Below are 20,054 nucleotides of genomic sequence, written 5' to 3' on the forward strand. Positions count from 1 at the left end.
GCAGGGCTACGTCAGCGAAGCAGCTCGTCGCCGGAATCCTGTGATGGAAGGAACTTCGCGGCTTTTCGGGCCAGGACGGCAGTGAAGTATTCACGTGCGTCGGGACGCAGTCGTGCGAGGGCGACCATGCCAGTGATGACAGCGTCGGCCACCTCGTCTTGGACGTCTGTCCACGTGTGGCTGTGCCCTTTTCTCGGGTTGGTGCCCCGGGCTCCGATGACGGCCTGCGCGGCCTCGCCGACCTCTTCGGCGAGCTTGAGCACTTGCAGGGTCCATTGCTCCTCTGGCGCGAGTCCGTTCTCGGCATCGAGACGGCTGAACGTGTCGGCCAGACGCTGGATCGTGTCCCAGTCGTCGGTCAGAGCGCCGCACCTGTGCTGACCGCGGGATTGCGGAGGTAGTGCGGTTCTGCGCATCAGTGCTGGATCGCTGACGAATCCGAGCCCCTCGTACAGAGACGTGGATTCGTCACTGGCGTGCAGTTCGAAAAGGGTGATGTCCTCCTGCTCCAGGTCGTTGAGGAGCGCGGTGAGGGCGGCTTTGGCGTAGCCGCGACGTCGGTACCCGGGCCGGGTGGCCACGGCTTGGATGCGTGCGGCCAGTCCCTTGGGATACCGGGCTGCGGGCAGTACGGGGCTGACGAGTGCCAGGGCGCAGGTGACGAGTCCTCCCTCGGGTGCTTCGACGACGTAGGCCCGGGCATCGCCGTGAGCCTCGAGGCGTTCGGTCAGTTGGTCTCGGCACAGGGCCAGCCAGTCAGGGGTGAGCGGCTGGGAGAGGATCAGCTCGGACCGCAGGCGGGTGATGCCTTCGGCATCGGCGGGCGTGGCACGGCGTGGAGTGGTCACGGGATCGGTCCTGTTGATTCGGCGATGGGTGAGGCGGTAGGGGGTTCACCGGGCGAGGCCCGCCTCAGTCAGGGCTGGGATGACGCGGAGGCGGTCGTGTGCGGGTCGGTGATGGGCGAGAAGCGGGCGGGGGCGTGGTCGATGGGGAGGTCCGGGCGCCAGGTTGTGAGGATCTGGGCGCTGCATTCGAACAGGTCCGGCGGCAGGGCATCCAGCGGCCACCAGCGCCAGTCTCCGACACTCTCGCCAGGCTGGTCGGCCGGCTCGCCTTGCCAGTGGGTGGCGAGCGCGCCGAAGGTGATGCGGACGACGTCGCCGACCTGGTCGAGGAACATGCCGAGAAGACGGACGTCGGCCGGGTCGGCGCACAGACCGGTCTCCTCGGCGAGTTCGCGCACGACTGCCTCGTGCAGTGACTCGCCCGGCTCCACGGTCCCGCCGGGCAGCTCCCGTGTGCCCAGCCGGTGTCGGCCGAGGAGGAGGCCCTCGGGTCCGAGGAGCACTGCGCCGACGCCGACGGCCGCATGGGCGACGGGTGGCTTCGCGGTGCGGGGACGGGCGGTGATCCGGGCCGGCCGGTGGACCTGGAACAGTCGGTAGGAGGCGTGGTTGTTCCTCTCCGGCGCGTCGAGGACGGTGATGCCCTGCACGCGGAACCCGTAGTGCACGAGCAGGTCTTCCCACAACTCGGGTGTGAGCACCCACATGTGCACCGTGAGATCGTCGCCGCCGGCCATGCGCAGGATCTCCGGGCGTGGGGTGACGGTCGAGGTGGGGCCGTCGCCATCGGAGTTGGTGTGCAGCACGGTGAAGTACAGCCGTCCGCCCGGTTTGACGGCGGTCGACAGGGCGGGCAAGAGCCGATGCGGGTCGAGGAAGTGGAAGGTGCTGAGGGAGTAGATCACGTCGTACGGGGCTGTCGTGCCCAGGTACTCGACAGCGTCGGCGTGCACCAGCCGCAGGTCCGGTACATCGGGGTAGCGGGCACGCGCTCTCTCGATTTGGCTGAGGGAAGCATCGACGCCGTCCACCTGCGCTCCGTAGGTGCGGGCCAGGTGGGCGGCGTGCCGACCAGGGCCGCAGCCGATGTCTAGGACCCGCAGGCCCTCGACGTCCCCGAGGAGGGCGTCCCCGGGCCCGTTCGCTGCAGGGCCCCAGCTGATCCGTTCCACTTCCGGCAGGGGAGTGGCGCGCTCCAGGTGGTGCTTTCCATAGGTGTCCCAGGCGAGGCGGGTCTGATGCTCGATGTCCAACACGTCGACCTCCGTGCTCAGTTCAGGGGCGGAGTGCATAGCAGCGCAGCACGTCGAGATCGGCGGTGCGTACTACGGACCAGCCCGCGGTGAGGATTTCGGCCTCGGCGGGTGTGATACCGAGGTGCCTGTACGGATCGTCCTCCTCGCGGCGGCCGGCGAGTTCGGTGACGACCCAGAAGGTCCCGCCGGGCGCCAGGACCTGTCGGACGCGGTCGAGGAAGGCCGCCTTGTCGTCGATCCACCGGTAGACCAGGCGGCAGGTGACGATCGCATACGCGGCATCCGGCAGGGCGCTGAGGTCGTCGGAGACGAAGTCCATCAGGTGCCAGGCCGGCCCGTCGCCCCGCTGGGTGTTGCGGGCCGCGGCGATGGCGCTGGGCGCGAAGTCGATGCCGATGGTGCGGTAACCGAGCTGGTGAAGGTGGCGGGCGAGTGAACCCTCGCCAGTGCCGATGTCGAGTGCCGGGCGTCCGTGGCCCGGTCCGACATGATCGGCCAGCATCGCTGCCTCGGTGCTGGTGACCTCGCGATACCGGCGTCCGCCGGCCCAGAGCGGCTCCCAGTAGTCGGCGGTGGCCGGCACGGTCGCCACTCGGCCGCTTTGCGAGCGGGCCGAACAGCAGGGCTCATGGTCTTGGGCGTCGGCAAGGGCTGCAGGCGCTGCTTCGCCGGGAATGACGGGCCAGTCGATCTTGATCCGCGTGTGTTTCTTATGGAACACGTGCAGGCCGTCGGTATAGGCGCCGGTCGGTCCGGTGGCGTCCTTGGGCTGGACCGTGATGTGCGGGCAGGGTGCGGCGCGGTGGTTGCGCTGCCAGTGCCGGACGTGCTCGGCCATTTCTGTGGCCGCCAGGTGACCGGCCGGTCCGTAGCCGTGGATGACGAACTCGTAGGCGCCGTTGCCATTTTCGCCGTCTCCGATCCGCTCGTGTGCCAGACGGGCGAGTGACCTCCCACGCACCATGGCCGCGCCGGGCCAGTGCGGGGGTGGGGGACTGATGACGCCGGTGTGGTGGTCCGGGTCGACGGACAGGCGGCAGAAGCCGGGGAGAGCCCCGGCCAGATAGAAGCTGAGGGAGTCGAAGGGTTCCTCACCCCCGACGGTGACGTGTGTACGAACCGTTGAGGGCGCCATGTCGAAGGCCGGGGCCAGCTGGTCGACGGGCATGGGTGTTCCGTCCTCGAAGGCAAGGCGGATGCCGCAGCCTGGGATGGTGCGTAGATTCGGTTCCCATGCGCCGGCGCCTTGCATGGGGACGAAGCCGCACACGGTGAGTGGCTCCTCACTGATGAGTGCACCGTCGTGTTTCGTGAACCCAATGGACCAAACGTACTGGTGGAGGCGTAGCGGGGCGACGAGGCGTCCGCCCTCCGCGACCATGGTGATCCACGGCAGATCCCAGGTGTCGACCGTGACGATCACCGCGTCGAATCCGCCTTCGGGGACGACATCGGCGGGCAGATACTCGGCGTCCGCGGTGAGGACACGGACACGGTCGTATCCGGCGGCGGCGAGGAAGCGGGCGGCGCGGTCGGTGACGTCTGGGTCGATGTCGACGGTGGTGGCCTGTCCGGTCGGGCCGACCAGTTCGGCGATCAAGGCGGCGTTGTAACCGCCTGAGCCGACCTCCAGGACATGGTGGCCAGGCCGGAGGCGGGCCGATTCGAGCATGACGGCCTGGAGCCACGGTGCGCTGACGGAGCTGCTGATCCGGCCGTCGGGCGTGTGGCGTGTGGGGATGATGTCATCGGCGTACGCGGTCTTAACGGGCACTTCCGGTGCGAAGGCATGGCGGGGAACCCTGCGCAGGGCGGCCTCGACAGTGGCGGTGCGTACGTGGCCAGCCGCGAGGAGCTGGTCGACGAGCCGGTGCCGCAGTGCACTGGGATCGTGTTCCTGTGCGGTCGTGGGGGGAGTCGTCACCCGGGGGCCTTTCGAGCGGGTCATGCGGGATCTGCGATGGTGGGGGAGCCGGGGCGGGGGATGGTGCCCGCGGGGGCGTACTGGGCGGCTTGCGCGTCGAACATCGAGGCGTAGCGGCCTTGGGCGGCCATGAGTTCGTCGTGGCTGCCGTGCTCTACGAGGCGTCCGTGGTGCAGGACGTAGATGCGGTCGGCGTGGCGGACGCCGGACATGCGGTGGGTGACCAGGACGACGGCCCGGTTCGGGGCGGCGAGCCGGCGGATGCGGTCGAAGGCGGCGATCTCCGCTTCCGGGTCGAGGGCGGAGGTGGGCTCGTCCACGATGAGCACGCCGTCGGCATCCGAGGTGGCGCTGCGCCAGTGGGTCCGGGCGAGCCCGATCTTCTGCCACTCGCCGCCGGACAGTTCGCTCGCGCCGCGGAACATCCGGGCCAGCAGGGTGCGCAGCCCTTCGGGAAGTTTTGCGATGACCGGTCCGGCACCCGCGTAGTCCACCGAAGGCTGCAGGTGCTCGGGATCGGCCGGCCGGGCGGGCCGGCCGATACGGATGTTCAACGCCGCTGTCACGGGCCAGCGTTGGAAGTCCTGGGTGAGCAGTGAGACGCGGTCGAAGACATCGGAGCGGTCCAGGGAAGCGATGTCCGCTTCTCCCCACCACACGATCCCGCTCTGCGGCAGCAACAGGCCCGACAACACCTTCATCAGAGTGCTCTTGCCTGAGCCGTTCTCGCCGACCACGGCGGTGACCGAGCCCATGGGCAGCGTGAGGGAGACCTCGTCCAGGGCGGGGGCTTCCCGGTCCGGGTAGCGGTAGCTCACTTTTTCCAGAGCGACCTGCCTCACCCGCGTCGGAACGGGATCGCCCCCGCTGGGAATGGTGCGCCGCGCCGCCTCGTCCAGGAAGCGGGCGTGGTCGCGGACGTAGAGGGACTCCTCGTGCAGCTGGTTGATGTTCATCACCAGCGCGCCCAGGCTCGCCGAGCCGGACCGGACGGCGATGACGGCGGTCCCGGCCACGGCCAGACTCATGTGCCCGCTCGTGATCAGCCAGAACATGGCCGCGTACGTCGCCGCCATGGCGAGCCCGGACAACGCGGCGGCCACCCACTCGGTGACCGCCTTGCCGACGGCCAGCCGCTCCTGCTCGGCCTCGGCGCTCTCGGCCATCCGCTCGTAGCGGCTGAGCAGGAACGGCCCGACGGCATGGATGCGCACCTCCTGCGCGGCGGAGCGCTCGGTGAGCAGGTTCCCGATGAGGCGGCTGGCCCGTACGTGCTCGACCCAGGTCATCACCGACACGTACCGTTCCTGCGCCACCCGCATCGCGCCCCAGCCGCGCGGCGCCGCGATCAGGATCAGCAGCGGCAGCAGCACCGGGTGGAGGATGGTGAGGACGCTGGCCGTGGAGATCAGGGAGATGGTGCCGTTCAGCGCGGCCACGCAGGCGCTGATCATGCGGCGGGCGGATGCGGCGCCGTACTGGGCGACATCGATCAGGCGTCGGAACTCCGGGTCCTCGATGGCCTCCAGCTCCACCGACGCGGCTGCGGCCAGGTACTGGGTCGTGGCGATCCGCTCGACCAGCGGCTCCAGCCGGCCCGCCCGCGAGGTGGACCAGCCGGCCAGACCCGAGTTGACCACGGCCGCTGCTGCGGCGGCGACCAGGCCCGGCAGCACCGCGTGCAGCCGCTGCTCGGCGGTGCCCGAGCCGAGCAGCGCGTGCATGACGGCGTTGACCGCGAGCAACCCGACCGCCGCGGCGACACCCTGCCCGATTTCGCTGACGGCGACCGTGAGCAGCGCGCGGCGGTCGGCACGCCACGCCATCCGCAAGGTCGCCCCGACCAGACCGGGCATGGAGCGCAGAGCCGACATCATCGTTAAGTCCAGCCGGGCACGCTCGTGTTCCGACCAGCCCAAGTCGTAGCGCAAAGGACCGCCGAAGAGTTCCTCCTCGGCGTCGGAGACCTCCGGCTCCGCCATCCGCACGCGTCCGAAGAACCTCTTCACCGGGCGCCTCCCGGCTCGGAGCAGCTCAGCGACCGGAGAGCCGGCGTGGGCAGCCCCCGCGCCATGGTGGCGACCATGATCATCCGCACAGAGGCCATGCCGCTGGACTCGTCGCGGTACGAGTACCCATCCCCTCGTGCCACGTTATGGGGAGTCGCATGCGCTGGTGTTCTGGCCGAAGTCAACGTGGTCCCCCTTGACGGTTGTGCGGCTGGTTCGTGTGGCTCAACGAGCCAGCCGCAATTTCGAACACATGTGTTTCGGTCGTGTTGGTAACCCTGGGATTCAGCGCGCGCCGGAGCTTGCGGGTGGCATCGACCCTTGCGGCCCCTGGGTCAGGGGTCGGAGCGGCGGTGGCCAAAACGCCGAGCATGCTGCTGCGGCGCCGGGGACGGGCGCGGTCTCGTCGAAGCGTGTGAGCAGAGCGCCGGATCCAGGGACTGGCGGTCGACCGCGGTCATCAGGAGAAGCGGGCGATCGCCCGCCCGGTGTGAGTCCGCAACAAGGTGCCGGCCCTCGCGAGGTCCTCGGGAGTGTCGACCGCCAACCCATCGTCCGCGACGCCGAGCATCCGTACGTCGTGGCCATGCTCGATGAAGCGCAGCATCTCCACGCCTTCGGTACGTTCCAGCGGCCCCTGAGGGAGACGCCGGAACGTGTCGAGGGCCGTTCGGGTGAAGCCGTAGAGACCGAGCTGACGCAGGTACCTCGGCCGGTCACCGCGCGGGTAGGGGATCGGCTGCCGGGAGAACATGAGGGCGTTGTGCTCGGCGTCGACGACGACCTTGACGACGTTGTGGTCCAGGACGGCACCGGCGTCGTCCAGCTCTGTGTATGCGTTCACTGCCAGGGCTCTGGGTGCCAGGTGCTCCATGGCTCGGGAGACAGCGTCAATCGCGGTGGGGGAGATGAACGGCTCGTCCCCCTGGACGTTGATGTAGGCGTCTGCGGGCAGGCGTTCTGCGCACTCCGCGACGCGGTCCGTGCCGGTGAGGTGTTCGCCTGTCCGCATGCACTCGACGCCCAGGCGGTGACACGCCTTCTCGATGCGCTCGTCATCGGTGGCGACCACCACCCCGTCGAGGCACTTTGCCTCCAGGCAGCGCTGGTGGACATGCCACAGCAGTGGCTTGTCCCCCAGCTGCGCAAGGGGCTTTCCCGGAAACCGGGAGGCTCCCCAGCGGCAAGGGATGACCGCTATGTGGTGGTGGCGCGCGGTGCTCGGCGGTGCGGCGGTGGTGGCTGCCACGGCGTACTCCCGTCGGTGAGTGTCAGGAATGGGTGGGGCGGGGGAGGAGGGCCAGCTTGGCGCGGACGGTCGGCGAGGCAGAGTCCTCGAAGGACCGCCACTCGTAGCCGCTGACCTCTTCGGTTTGGAGCCTCACGGCGTGTTCGGTCCGAATGAGGAAGGCCCAGCGGAAGTCCACGTGCTGGTGTGCCGGCTCGCCCTTCGCGGGGTTGGCGGCGATGTCGTGTACGTCGATGTCCAGCGGCACGGTCTCGAAGCCGGGGAGGGGGACGACGGCATCGCGAGGAATGCCGGCCTCCTCGCCCAGTTCACGAAGGGCGGCACCGGGAAGGTCTTTGTCGCCTGGCTCGTTGTGGCCGCCGGGAGCGAGGGCCTTGCCCGTGGCGTTGTGCTGAATGTGGAGCACCCGGTCGTTGCTGTTGATGACGATGGCGCTGCAGGTGACGTGCGTGGGAAAGGTCTTGCGGCTGGTCGGATCGTCCTCGCCGGTAAGGACGACGAAGAGCGCAGCCAGGGCGTCCCGCTCGGAAGGGTGGCGGGTGAGGTACGCCTCAACGGTGGCGCGGATGTGGTCGGGGGAAGGCGGCATGGGATCACCTGTCGAAGTAGTCGAACCAGATCCTGGCGATGGCTTGGCGGTCGGGTGCGGGCATTTCGTGGAGACCGGACTGGAAGCGGCCGTGGCTAAGGGCCGCGGTGGCGGCGAGTATTTCGGCCTGAACGAGATGGATGTATGAGCCGACGGCGGCGCCGTGCACGAAGTTGACGGCGCCGCCGTCAGCAAGGACGTAGAAGTAGTGGCCCGTGATCTCGTAACGCGTCAGGTGCTCGTTGACCGGGGTGCGCTTGTAGAGGCCATGGAGGCTGCCGAGTTCAAGTTCGTCCTCTGAGGACGTCACCGAGGCGAGATACGCCCCGTTGCGTAGTGCGGAGAAATCGCCTTGGCGTAGAGCGAGGTTGCCTGTGGCACACATGACGAGTTCCGCCTCCCGGAGCGCCTCGGCCGTCGACGCGCTCGTACGGAAGCCATGGGAATGCGCCTGCACTCTCTTGACCGGATCGGTGTCGTGGACGGTGACGCGCAGGTCTTGGGCGCGCAGCGTCTGAGCGATGGCCCGGCCGACCTTGCCGAACCCGATGACGCAGGCGTTTCGGCTGGTCAGAATGTCGCCGCGGGCGCGTACTAGGGCGTCGGTCGAGAAGACGATGGACCGGCCCACTAGGTGGTCCTCGCAGTCCTTCAGCGGGGAGCGGGCCACCGAGACGACGGGGCAGGGCAGGCGGTCGAGTGCCGCGTACCGCTGGTGTCCGTTCTCGGTGTCCTCGACGACGCCGAGGACGCGGCCGGAAAACTTCTCTACCAGGGTGTCGAGGCACGGCGCGAAGTAGCCGCCGATGTCTATCAGGATGACGTTCCGGCCGCCCGCTGTGTCCTCCAGGTACTCCAACGCCCAGGTCGAGTCGGCAAACAGTTCTCGGTTCAGGTCATGGATGGTGAAGGCACGTCGGACCTTTTCTAACGTCGGCTGGTCGACGGACCTGGGCTTGGGTAGTACAGCACCGACCGTGGACGTCGCGGCCATCGCGCGGAGGAACGCCGGCCGCTCGGAGAGCAGGTGCGTGATGATCAGCGTGGTGACGTGCTCGCCAGCGGGGAACCGTGTTGTGATCTGCCGGAAGAAGGCTTCCAGTCGCGCCTTTTCAGGACTCTCCACTGCAACTCCTCCTGGTGTCCCGTTGGTTATGCCGCGCGGCCGTACGCTGCGGTCTCGGCAGCCAGCGTCTGCATGTGGGCTCGCATGCCGTTGTGAAGGTCGACCTGGGGCTGCCAGCCCAAGACCTCATGGGCACGGCTAGGGTCGGCGCGGGTGGTGAGGACGTCGCCGCTGCGGGGGTTTTCCTGGTGAATTTGGATCTCGCGGCCTGAGAGGCTGTTCGCGATGTTGATCACTTCCAGCAGGGAGGCGCTCGAACCACCGCCCACGTTGATCACTCCGCTGGCGGTCGGGATCGTGGCCGCGGCGATGGTGGCGGCGACCGCGTCGTCGATGTACGTGAAGTCCCTGCGCTGGTGCCCGTCTCCGTACAGAGGTAGTGCCTGGCCGGTCAGGGCGGCCGTGAGGGCGCGGTGCGTGAACATGTCGGGGCGCTGCCGGGGGCCGTAAACGGTGAAGTACCGCAGTGCGACGACGCTGGTGGGGCAATGGGCCTGGGCGGAGTGCGCGAGGCAGAGCTGCTCCTCGGCGAGTTTCGTGACCGCGTACGGGGATGCCGGCTGTGGCCGGTCGGTTTCGACGCTCGGACCGCCCTCGGTGGGGCCGTAGACGCTGGAGGATGAGGCCACCACCAGCCGGGGAATGCCCATGCGGGTGATGGCGTCCATGACGCGGTGGGTGGCGAGAACGTTGGAGGCGACGTACTCGCTGAACTGTGGTCCCCAGGAGGGGCGTACCCCGGGGATGCCGGCCAGGTGAAAGACGGCGTTCGCGTCCACGAGAAGCGGCTCGATCGCGCAGTTGAGGAGGTCAGCGGTGACGTGCATGTACCCCGGGAGCCTCTGCAGGGCGGCAAGGTTGGCTGCGGCCGTGGGGTCGGTGGCCGGGTCGCGGCGGTCGACGCCGACGACGACGGCGCCGGCCTGGACGAGGGCATGGGCGAGGTGGGAGCCGATAAAGCCGGCGGCGCCGGTCACCACGGCCCGGCGGGGGACGGTGGTGGTCAGGTGGGATGCGTGCTGTGACACGGAGTTCTCCAGGAATCCGAGGAGGGTGGTGGTTCAGGCGAGCCGGGCGAGAACGGTGCGGCCGTGGGCGCTGAGGGCGAGATCGTCCTGCTCGTGTCCGCGGACCAGGGCGGTGACGGCCTCGATCGCGCCGAAGGACTCCAGCAGTCGCTGTTCGGTGTCGTTCAGCGGCGTTCCGTATCCGGCGAAGAAGGCCGTGCGGAGGTAGGGGGCGGCCTGCCAGCGGCGGAATTCGAGCCGGGCGAAGTCGCGGATGCGGGCGTCCCGGCGCATGTGCTCGAAGTCGCACATCCCGAAGACCTCCCCAAGGAGCCAGTTTCGCGGCTGGTAGTCGAGGTGGCACACCGCGCTGTCCATGAGCGTGTTCGCCAGGACGTCCGCGCTGTGGCTCATGCGGTCGCGTTCGGCCGTGGAGATGAGGCCGGCCCGGACTGCACGGACGATCCACTCGCGTAGCCGCTGGGCGAGTTCCGTGCCGACGGCGCCGGTACGCGGTACCGAGGTGGCGTGATGCAGCTTGCCCAGCACGCGCCCGGCCTCGTAGTGAGCCTGCTCCTCCTCCGGCGACCCGGGCGCGACCGTATCCGCCCGTACGCCGCGCACCGCTGTGAGCAGCAGGGTGCATGTTCTGTCCTGCTGGCCCACCACTCGGGGGACGTGCCCGATCAGGTGAGCTCCCCAGGCGAGATAGGCATGGAGTTCTCGGGTGTATCGGTCGCGTTCGCTGTGCTGCTTGGCGAAGAACTCATTGCCGTCGGCGTCGACGAGACGTAGGACTCGGGGCGGGAGAGTCGGATCGTGCACGATCCGGACCGCTCCCAGCGCGCCGCGTGCCAGGCTCAGCCGCGGATCATCGGACAGCGTGATCACGCGACAGCCTCCTGCGATAAGGCGGCCAGGTGCTCCGTGTCGTTGTGGCGGTCGAGCATCCACCGTCTCTGCCCAAGCCGGTTGAGGTGGTATTGCCACCGGGTGATGGACCCGTGAGAGACCGTGAACCCGGCCGGAGATCCGAGCGGGATTCCCAGGAGCAGGGTGTGGGCGACGATCACGGTCTCGCCGTGCGCGGCGAACAGGATGCGCTCACCCTCGTGATGGTCGATGAGCTCCCGTAGGAGGCGGCCTGCCCGCTCCAGGTAGCCGTTCCACGTGTCGGATCCAGCAGCCCAGGGCCTGTCCGGGTGGGCGTGCGGCCCGCCGTCGGCGGCGGTTTTCACCTCGGCCCAGGGTCTGCCGTCGGCGGCACCGTGGACCGGACCGTCGAGGCGGTCGTCGGTGGACATGGGGAGGTTGAGGGCCTGGCTGATGATCTCGCCGGTCTGGCGCAGGCGGAGGCGCGGGCCGGTGTACAGGGCGTCGAACGGCTTGTCGCGGTGCTCGATGGCGAGGCGGAGCGCGACATGTTCGGTCTGTGCGTATCCGCGGTTGGTAAGCCCGGTGCAGGTGCGCGGGCCGCCTACCAGGCCGTCGACGTTGCACTGGGCTTCGCCGTGGCGGACGAAGACGAGTTCGGTGGTGATCATGCGGATCCTCGGGGGCAGGGTCGGGGCAACCAGCTGTAGCGGTAGCCGTTGCGCCCGGCGTACGGAGCGGTCAGCACGGCGTGCAGGGCGAGGAAGTCGTCGAGCCGCTCGCGATCCGTGATGCCAAGCTGGGGGTCGTGGCGTACGGCGGCCTCGTTGTAGGCGCGCAGGGCCGAGTCAATGGTTGGAGCCGGCAAAGGCCCGTACGTCAGGACCAGCGTCGCGATCAGTTTCGCCAGGTCGTAACCCATCGGCGCCAGCGTCAGATCGTCGGTGTCGACCGTGTAGATCTCGCCGGCCTCGGTGATGATGAAGTTTCGCGGGTTGCTGTCCTTGTAGAAGGCGGTCGGCCCCTCGGCGGTCTTCTCCAGCAGCGTCAGCAATGCGTGCAAGGCCCCGCGGTCCGGCAGGTACCCCTGTTCCAGCCTTCTTCGCAGGGCAGCCTGCCGGGGACCGATGTAGTCGCCGAACGCGATGCCGTCACGGAAACGGTGGGGCCTGTAGAGCGCGGCCGGCCGGAGGTCGGTGATCCAGGCGGCCCCGTGGACATCGCCCAGCAACCCAGCCAGGGCCGGCAGGTCCTCGGTCCGGGCAGGACGGCCGTCGATCCACTCGTATGTCAGGCTCGTCGGCCCCACCACCGTCAGCGCCGGAAGCCGCAGCGGCGGTGCGTGCTCGACGAGCCAGGCGTGATGGCGGGCTGCCGAGGCCACCCGGCCGGGGGTCTCGTAGTGCTTGGTGAACTGGCGAACGCTCACGACCGTCCTCCCCCTGACTGGGCCACCACGAAGGTGACGAGGGACTTGGTGGTGAGGGGCCGGTCCGGCAGGAACTCATGCAGTGTTGCCGCGAGCGCGCCAGGATTGCCGTAAAGGCCCGGGGCGAGGTCGTACTTCGGGTTGGTGGCCAGGTACTCCGCCACGTGGTCGTGTCCGTCGAAGGTGAAGCGGTGTTCCTCGTGCTCCACAGCGAGTACGTCGAGCGACACGGCGGCCAGGTGGGCGAGGTTGTCGCTGTGCGCCGAGATGTACAGGCTCTCGTGCTGCTCGGCCCGCGGGTCGAGGCCGGCGGCAGCGACCAGCTGGTCCATCTCCCAGTAGCTGTCGAGTCCCTTCGTGACGAGCACGGCCAGCCCTCCCGGAGCCAGCACCCGCTTCATCTCCGCGACCACCGTCTGAGGCTGCGGTGAGTGGTAAAGGCAGAAGGCTGCGACAGCGACGTCGAATGACTGGGCAGGAAGCGGCAGTTGGTGGAAGTTGCCCATGAGGAAGCTGACTGGGACGTTGGGGAGCCGTTGAGCGCGGTGCAGGGCCTGTTCGATCAAGGCCGGAGCCGCGTCGAGACCGAGTACCCGCTGCGGCCGGAGTTGCTGGGCCAGGGCCAGACTGCTTGTACCGCGACCACAGCCGACGTCCAAGACCAGGCCGAGCTTGTCTGCCCGCTCGTGGTGGGCGCGCACCAGGCGCACGATCGTGTCTGGTACCGGGCGTCCGGAGGTTTTTGCCCGCATCAGGGCATTGGACCGGCCGGCCAGCCGCGAGGCGTGCCCATACAGCTCCGCTTGCCGCGCGGGGTCCAGGAACGGGTTGGCGCCGCTCATGCCGCACCCTCCCCTCGGGGGCGCGGAGCGCTCAGCGGTGCTCGGCGGCGACCTTGCCCAGCCAGCGGTGCGTCTGTCGCCGGTTGCGCAGCAGCACCACCTCGGCACGGCCCGAGGCGAATTCCTCGATCTTGGCCATGACGCGCGGGCGCATCTTGCGGCGGTACGTCGCCACGTACTTGATCACGCCCCAGTGGATGCGGTTGTGCACCCCGTTGCCCTTGTGCCCTGCCCCGTGCCGGACCTGACGGGAGAAGATCCCGTACAGCGCGGCCACGGTCGAGACGTCCATGAGGACCACCGTGTCGCAGGCTTCGAGCCGGATCTGCAAGGTGGAGTTGTAGTTGCCGTCGATCACCCACTTCGGCTGCGCGACCAGGTCCCGCTGCAGGGCGGCGAACTTCTCCATGGGCAGCGCGTTCCACGCGTCGTCGTAGAACGCGGCGTCCAGGTGAGTGACCGGGGCGTCGAGGATCCTGCCCAGCTCGCGTGCCAGGTAGGACTTGCCGCTGCCTCCGCAGCCGACGATGGCGACCTTCTTCATGGTGCTCCAGCGTAGAGGCGCTCGGGTGCCCGGTCGGACCGCCCGGTCGGACACGTTCGGATGATCCAGGTGCCATGGTCTGGGAAGCCAGCTGCATCACGCCGCTCCCCGCTCCACATTTACGGGGCTGGCAGCCGTGTCCAGTACGGCTTCCAACGCGTCTACCTGCCGACTCAGGCGGAACAGGTCCAGGCGGTCCAGGCAGGCTGCGATCAGGTCCGCGTGCTGCTGGGTGCCGGCGATCCGCTGGAGGTGGGCGAGCCGCTCGATCACCTCGCTGCCGGAGCTGACGATCAGTTCCTTGGGCACGAAGCGGTCCGCGTGCAGGATGTCGGCAGGGGTGAGCGGCAGGCAGCCGACGAGGACGGCCTCGAAGATCCGCTGCGTCATCTGCCCGACGACGGCGTACCGCTCCGGCAGCATCAGCACGGTTGCCAGAGACCTGCCATACACGGCGTGGACCGCCTCGAAGGGGAGCCTGCCGAGGAACCGGACGTGCGGCCAGCGACCGGTCTTGGTCCACTTGCCCCCGACCAGGTGATCGAAGCGGGTGGCGGCCGACGCGAAGAAGCGGTCGAAATGCTCGTCGCGGTCGTACTGGTTGCCGACGTACCCGAGGACGAGATCCCTGGGCTTCTTGGCGAGCACGATCGGATCCGCCTCATCGAGGAGACGGTCGTCGACCGGGAAGAGCAGGCGGTGGGCGTTCGCCGTAGGTTCGAGAGCGGCCTCGCACACAGTGGTTTGGCGGATACGCCGCCACACGCTGTCCGGCCGGAGCTGGCGGTCCTTATCCCAGATCACGGTCGGGGTGCCGAGCCGAACTGTGTACCAGGTGACCAGCTCTGTCTGGCGGTGCAGGTCGCAGGTGTGCCCCTCGGTGCCGCACGGGGTGGTGTTGCGCCCGTCGATTGCCCAGCGCCACTCCAGGAACAGGACGTCGATGTCCGGGGTGCCGCTGTGGAAGGCGTAGGCGTTGCCGAGGTCGTCGCCAGCCTCGATCAGGTCGCGGTTGGCCTGTAGGAAGACGATCTCGTGGCCGCGGCCGAGGAGGGCGTCGATCAGGGGCCGGCGGTGGCTGCGGCCCCCGTCTGGGGTGTCGGTGATTCCGTTGCCGAGGAATCCCCAGAAGCTGTATCCGATCTTCACTTTGTGATCCACCGACCTTCCAGCAGCAGGGCGTCCAGTCCGGAGTTGGCCAGGCAGTCCAGCGCCATCTCTGGTGTTCCGCAGATCGGCTTGCCCTTGACGTTGAGGGAGGTGTTGATCAGCACCGGCACCCCTGTACGGCGGGCGAAGGCGCTCAGCACGTCGTGCATGAACGCGTTCTGCGACCGGGTGACGGTCTGGAGGCGGGAGGTGCCGTTGGCGTGCACGATGGCCGGCACGCGCTCGCGCGCCTCGTCGGTTACGCCGGACGCCATCGACATGTACGGCGCCTCTTGGCCGAGGGTGAAGAACTCCGCGGCGCGTTCGGCCAGGACCATGGGGGCGAATGGGCGGAACGGCTCCCGGAACTTCACGGTGGCGTTCAGACGCTCGACGACCCCGGGCTCCAATGGAGAGGCGAGGATCGAGCGATTCCCAAGGGCGCGAGGGCCGGCTTCGACTCGTCCCTGGAAGAGCCCGACGATCATGCCGTGGGCAAGCTGGTCGGCGAGGAACTCGGCGGACTCCACGCCCAGCGTCTTCTGCTGGAGCCCGGGCCATGGCGTGAGGTCAAGGGCCTGGTGCTGGTACGACGGGCCGAGATAGCAGGCCCGGGCGACGCCGGACACGGGCCGCCGGCTGCGGCTGCCGGTGTGTGCGGCGATGGCGGCCCCGATCGCGGTGCCGGCGTCGCCCGGGGCGGGCGGGACGAAGACTTCGTCGAAAATTCCGGCCTCGACGATCCGCCCGATGCTCACGCAGTTCGTGGCGACTCCACCGCCGACACACAGGCGGCGCGATCTGGTGATCATCCGGGCCCTGCGGGCCAGATGCAGCATCACCTGCTCGGTGCGCTCCTGGAGGGCGGCGGCCAAATCCCGGTGGACGTCTTGGATCGGCTCGCTCGGGTGGCGCTCGGGGCACGTCTCGTCCATGAAGCGGCGAGAGGTCCTCGGGTAGCCCGAGGTCAGCACGCGCGGCGGGAAGTAGGCGGGGTCGACCGAAAAGCCCGTGGGTGTTGTGCGCAGGGCCCGGGCAAAAAGTGGGCGGAACCGCTCCGGATCGCCGAGGGCGGCGAGCGCCATCACGGTGCCCTCCTCGTCACCACGGCGCCACCCGAGGTGCTCGGTGACCGCGCCGTACACATAGCCCAGGGAGGCAGGGTCGTTGATCGCCTCCAGGGTGCGGGTGGAAGGGTGGAGCGCGTTGTGTCCACAGGCGATGGTGGTGGTCTGCCGCTCGCCGAGGCTGTCCACGATGAGCACGGCGGACTCGTCCCACCCTGAGGCGGCGAAGGCCGTCAGCTGGTGAGCCCGGTGGTGCAAGACAGGGATGACGCCAGCGGAGGGGAACCGCCGACCGAGGGCGCGGGTTCGCAGATGGGTGCGCAGCGCCACCTTGGTGAAGCCGTGAGCCCTCGGCAGCGCCCGATCGCGCGTCGTCGGCGACAGAGACAGGCGCAGGGCTGCTGGGGACTCGGCCAGGTAGTGGGCGGGCTGGAAGTTGTAGGCGACGGCGTCGACGTCGGCCGCGGTGAGCCGGGCCTCGCCGAGCAGCCACTCGACTGCGTAGCCGGGGTAGTCCTTGGTGTGTTTGTGCTGGGAGAGGCGCTCCTCCTCCACGAAGCCGATTAGCTCCCCGTCTACCAGCAGGGCAGCGGAGGAGTCGTGCGTGAAGGAACACAGCCCGAGGATGACCGAGGGCGCGCGGTCCATGGTGGCCATCACCGCGTCCCCGCCGTCTCGCGCGCGGTCGAGGCGCCGGCATGACGATTCAGCTCGCCGTACCAGGCGATGAGCGCCTCGCCCAGCGGCCCGTCGATCTTGTCGGCGACCCGCCACGCCTGCTCACGCGCGCCGTCCTTCCACAGGCGGTAGCTGCGCAGTGTCTCGGCCATCGTGTCCCAGCCCGGGTGGCCGGTCACGTCCCGGGCCTCGACCTGGTCGAGCAGATCGTCGAAGCCCCGCCACGGTGTGGTGAGGTTCGGCATGACCGCGCTCGCGGTCACCGCGGTCAGCTCTTCCGCCTGGTCGAGATGGTTCTCGTAGATGTGCAGTGATCCCACGTGGTGGTGGAACTCGCCCAGCTCGGCGCCGAGCCAGCCCGCGACCAGCTCATGCAGCACGGTGTAGAAGAACAGGTCGTACGGCATGCCGATCCACACGTCCTGACCACGCATCGTTGTCGACATGTGCAGGCGGCCGGTGCGCAGGTGGAAGCCGAAGCCCAAAGTGCAGGGCACGTCCTTGTGCCCGGCGGCGTCCTGGGCCGGGTCGTAGAGCTGGATCAGGGCCCGGCGGGAGTCGGGGTCCTCTTTGAGGATCTCGACGACGCGGCTCAGCTGATCCACTTTCCCGGCCCACTTCCGCATCCGCGGCCCGTACGCGCCCCGCAGGACACCGTCGTCGGCGTACTGCCGCAGGCGTGCGTTGTAATCGAAGATCCACGGGGCGTCCGAACCGGAGAGGTGCCACACGGTCTCCGCCACGGCGAACGCGGGGTTGATGACGCGTGCCGGCGGCGTGTACAGCAGTCGAGCCCGCGGCTGCGTCAGCCGCATGTGGACGTCTCGCACCTCACGGGTCGCCATGCCGCGAGGGCTGACCCTCTCGCCGCTCTTGGCCAGGGCGACAGCGCCGACGAAGAGTTCGGCGACGCTGTCGGCGGTCAGGTGTGTCATCGGACAGGTACTCCTTCGCCCTGCGGCCGTCCGGACTCGGCGGCGCGGGCATCGTGGTTGATGTGGTGGGAGTGCATGGCATGGCCGCCCGAGCGGCGGGTGATGAGGCATGCGACTTGGGCTGCGCTGTCACCGCGCCAGCGGCACACCGCGTCCGTCGCCGCCCGGTCGGCAGGCGGGTGCGGACCGCGCAGTGCGACGAGAGCGTCGGCGATGTCATCGGCGGTGCTGCACCGCCGTGCAAGGCCGTGGTCGGAGAGTCCGAGCGTGCGCTCGCCGGGCGAACCCAGTTCGAGCACCGGCACGCCCATCAGCGCGGCTTCGATGCCGCACGTCGAATAGGCGCTTGCCAGGGCGTCGGCACCGGCGAGGCAGCCACGAGCGCTGACCCGGGGATCGGCCACGGCCATGAGCGGCCGACCGTGCCGTTCGAGCAGGGGGGCGAAGACGTCGATGCTCTGCGCCGGGTGCGGCGCGATGACGAGGCCCCAGTCGCTGCCGGCCTGCCACAGACCGTCCAGCAGCAGGTCGGCCTGGGCCTTGAGCCGGTCAGGACCGAGGGGCTGGCAGGCCCACACCGCGATACGGGCAGGACTGCGACGCGGGCCGTGGGCCAGCAGATGTTCCAGGTAGCGCCGCTGGGTATCGCGGCCGAGGCCAGCGAGTACATCGAAGCGGGGCTGGCCCAGGACATGGACTTCGGCGTCAGGGTGGCGCACCCACTCCTTCGCGAGGGGGAGGTCCCGCTCACCCATGACCACGATGTCGCGGCTGTGCAGGGCGGGCCATGCGACCGACTCAGCCGTCCAGGCCCCGTGCTGGACGTGCACCGTGTTCATCCCATGGCGCTCTGCCACATGTACGGCCAGCGTACCCAGCGGGCTGGTGTCGTTGCTGACCAGGACGGTATGCGGCCGTACGGCGGCGAGAACGCCGTCCAACCATGTCTCCGCCCGGACCACGGATCGCCAAGATGGCTGGGTGCACCCGCCGCTCGTCTCCAGAAGTACGGACACGAGGCGGAGCAATCGGGCCAGTCGGAGCTCGTGCTCGTCGACTCGAACGACGGGGCCGTCATCCTGCGGCCTCAGCCCGTCCACGACGCCGGAGAGGTCGAAGAGACTGGGCGGAGGCGAGCACAGGGTCACCCCCGCGACGCCCGAAGCCGGGCACCGCTCCGCCGGGTCGGTCGCCAAGTCCACCACGAGGCTGGGGCGCCCGCTCCTGGCCAGCTCCTCCAGCACTGGCAGCAGAGTGGCCGCGTGACGGGACGACCACGACAACGCCACCACCTCGCTCACTGGAAGCTCCGAGGGAGCCGAACTCGGCACCGATGCGGCCGTCAGGGCAGGGGGGAGGTTGCGTAACTGCGCGGATCGGAGGGGATTGTGAAGGGCTGCGGCTCCGAGCAGGTAGGCAATGCCCGACCAGGTGACCGTGTACGCCCGGTACTCGCGGGAGCTGCTCGACCGCAGCCCGACGAGTCCTTCGTAGGGCGCGAGTCTCAGCGGACCTGGGGCCTTGGCGAACGGCTCCCACGCGCTGAGCGCCGCCAGCTTACGTACGACCTGTGCCACCAGGCGCCGCGCCGGCACGTGCTGGACGTACAGCCACCCCGCGCCACCCGGAGTCCTCGCGAGGTCGGCGCCGTACGCTTCGAGGGCCTCCACCACATGGTTGACCCGTGCTTCAGCATCGCGTTGGTCTATGGGCAGGGCCTCCAGTTGGGAGGTCGTGATCCGGTCGGACTTCATGGTCGCGAGCGCGCCCTCGCCGACCAGCGCCCAGAGGGGCTTGCCATCGGAGTCGACGCGGGCGATGCCCAAGGCGCTGCGCTTGGTCGGCGTCATACCAGGCTCCCTTCGAGGATCGGCCCGGTGTCCATGAGCCGCAGCAGGTCCTTCGGCGATTTGGCGACCACGGGGGCCGGAGGGCTCGGGGTGCCGTAGCCCCAGGCTGCGTGCACGTACGAGACGCCGGCGCGACGGGCTGCCTCCTGGTCGACCGCCATGTCTCCGACGTACAGGGCATCGGCCGGGTCGGCGCCCAGGTCGATCAGGGCGAGCAGGATCGGGTCTGGCGCGGGTTTGCCCCGCCCTACCCCGTTCGGCGTGCGCACCGTGGCGAAAGGGACGCCGAGCTGAGCCAGGAGAGGGGTGGCTCGCGCCAACGGCTTGGACGTCACAATCCCCAGCCGCCAGTCGGCAGCGGCGAAGGCATGGAGGACCTCCGCGACGCCGTCGAACTGTCGGGCGAGGTGAGAAGCGGCCGTTGACGCCTTGGCGTAGGTCTGATGGATCGACTCGGCTTCAGCGAGCCCGAGCTGCTGCATGATGTCGGAAAACGGGCGGCCCAAGTGGCGTTCGTACTTCCCGAACGGCACGTCGAGGCCGTGGTCCTCACGGACCTGGCGCCACGCGCGCTCCATGACCGGGCGGGTGTCGACGAGCACGCCGTCCAGGTCCAGCAGCAGCACACGTACGGCTTCGGTGTCGAGGCCCAGCCTCGTTCCGCCGGAGGTGGGCGCGG

The 20,054-nt window shown here is 69.1% G+C and carries 18 protein-coding genes; all 18 read right to left on the bottom strand.

The genetic code is table 11. From position 1 onward, the window contains the following. Positions 1-11: 11 nt before the first annotated feature. Positions 12-848, bottom strand: a complete 837-nt coding sequence (locus AC07DA_RS31220) for a GNAT family N-acetyltransferase (RefSeq protein WP_351348583.1) — start codon at positions 846-848, stop codon at positions 12-14. Positions 849-916: 68 nt separating this feature from the next. Next, positions 917-2,101, bottom strand: coding sequence for a bifunctional class I SAM-dependent methyltransferase/NUDIX hydrolase (locus tag AC07DA_RS31225; RefSeq protein WP_479131590.1), 1,185 nt, complete (start codon positions 2,099-2,101; stop codon positions 917-919). A gap of 22 nt (positions 2,102-2,123) precedes the next feature. Then, positions 2,124-4,052, bottom strand: a complete 1,929-nt coding sequence (gene fxlM, locus AC07DA_RS31230; RefSeq protein WP_479131591.1) for a methyltransferase, FxLD system — start codon at positions 4,050-4,052, stop codon at positions 2,124-2,126. Further along, complete coding sequence (locus tag AC07DA_RS31235) at positions 4,049-6,037, bottom strand: ATP-binding cassette domain-containing protein (RefSeq protein WP_479131592.1); 1,989 nt, start codon at positions 6,035-6,037, stop codon at positions 4,049-4,051. Before AC07DA_RS31235 ends, fxlM begins: the two co-directional genes overlap by 4 nt. A gap of 460 nt (positions 6,038-6,497) precedes the next feature. After that, positions 6,498-7,286, bottom strand: coding sequence for a 3-deoxy-manno-octulosonate cytidylyltransferase (locus AC07DA_RS31240; protein WP_351348592.1), 789 nt, complete (start codon positions 7,284-7,286; stop codon positions 6,498-6,500). Positions 7,287-7,308: 22 nt separating this feature from the next. Continuing rightward, the gene (locus AC07DA_RS31245; RefSeq protein WP_351348594.1) at positions 7,309-7,875 is read right to left on the bottom strand and encodes an NUDIX hydrolase; all 567 of its coding nucleotides are present in this window, start codon (positions 7,873-7,875) and stop codon (positions 7,309-7,311) included. A gap of 4 nt (positions 7,876-7,879) precedes the next feature. Beyond that, complete coding sequence (locus AC07DA_RS31250; protein WP_351348597.1) at positions 7,880-9,001, bottom strand: adenosylhomocysteinase; 1,122 nt, start codon at positions 8,999-9,001, stop codon at positions 7,880-7,882. Positions 9,002-9,027: 26 nt separating this feature from the next. Continuing rightward, positions 9,028-10,029 carry an NAD-dependent epimerase/dehydratase family protein gene (locus tag AC07DA_RS31255; RefSeq protein ID WP_351348600.1) on the bottom strand — a complete coding sequence of 334 codons (1,002 nt, stop codon included), beginning with the start codon at positions 10,027-10,029 and terminating at the stop codon, positions 9,028-9,030. Positions 10,030-10,062: 33 nt separating this feature from the next. Beyond that, complete coding sequence (locus AC07DA_RS31260; RefSeq protein WP_351348603.1) at positions 10,063-10,899, bottom strand: phosphotransferase; 837 nt, start codon at positions 10,897-10,899, stop codon at positions 10,063-10,065. Then, the gene (locus AC07DA_RS31265) at positions 10,896-11,552 is read right to left on the bottom strand and encodes a histidine phosphatase family protein (RefSeq protein WP_351348606.1); all 657 of its coding nucleotides are present in this window, start codon (positions 11,550-11,552) and stop codon (positions 10,896-10,898) included. The genes AC07DA_RS31260 and AC07DA_RS31265 overlap by 4 nt, the downstream gene beginning before the upstream one ends. After that, positions 11,549-12,310, bottom strand: coding sequence for a phosphotransferase (locus AC07DA_RS31270; RefSeq protein WP_351348609.1), 762 nt, complete (start codon positions 12,308-12,310; stop codon positions 11,549-11,551). Before AC07DA_RS31270 ends, AC07DA_RS31265 begins: the two co-directional genes overlap by 4 nt. Then, positions 12,307-13,152: a class I SAM-dependent methyltransferase gene (locus tag AC07DA_RS31275; RefSeq protein WP_351348612.1), complete on the bottom strand. Its 846-nt coding sequence runs from the start codon at positions 13,150-13,152 to the stop codon at positions 12,307-12,309. Before AC07DA_RS31275 ends, AC07DA_RS31270 begins: the two co-directional genes overlap by 4 nt. A 31-nt stretch (positions 13,153-13,183) precedes the next feature. Further along, positions 13,184-13,696: a P-loop NTPase family protein gene (locus tag AC07DA_RS31280; protein ID WP_351348615.1), complete on the bottom strand. Its 513-nt coding sequence runs from the start codon at positions 13,694-13,696 to the stop codon at positions 13,184-13,186. A gap of 96 nt (positions 13,697-13,792) precedes the next feature. After that, a complete protein-coding gene (locus AC07DA_RS31285; RefSeq protein WP_351348618.1) occupies positions 13,793-14,857 on the bottom strand; it encodes a glycosyltransferase family protein in 1,065 nt (354 codons plus the stop codon). Then, positions 14,842-16,560, bottom strand: coding sequence for a carbamoyltransferase family protein (locus tag AC07DA_RS31290; protein ID WP_351349571.1), 1,719 nt, complete (start codon positions 16,558-16,560; stop codon positions 14,842-14,844). Before AC07DA_RS31290 ends, AC07DA_RS31285 begins: the two co-directional genes overlap by 16 nt. Positions 16,561-16,568: 8 nt before the next feature. Continuing rightward, on the bottom strand, positions 16,569-17,525 hold the full coding sequence (locus tag AC07DA_RS31295; protein WP_479131593.1) for a thymidylate synthase: 957 nt from the start codon (positions 17,523-17,525) through the stop codon (positions 16,569-16,571). Beyond that, on the bottom strand, positions 17,522-19,375 hold the full coding sequence (locus tag AC07DA_RS31300; RefSeq protein WP_351348624.1) for a hypothetical protein: 1,854 nt from the start codon (positions 19,373-19,375) through the stop codon (positions 17,522-17,524). Before AC07DA_RS31300 ends, AC07DA_RS31295 begins: the two co-directional genes overlap by 4 nt. Next, positions 19,372-20,001, bottom strand: a complete 630-nt coding sequence (locus AC07DA_RS31305) for an HAD family hydrolase (protein WP_351348627.1) — start codon at positions 19,999-20,001, stop codon at positions 19,372-19,374. Before AC07DA_RS31305 ends, AC07DA_RS31300 begins: the two co-directional genes overlap by 4 nt. Positions 20,002-20,054 lie beyond the last annotated feature (53 nt).

Source organism: Streptomyces sp. NPDC044921, from assembly GCF_056432865.1.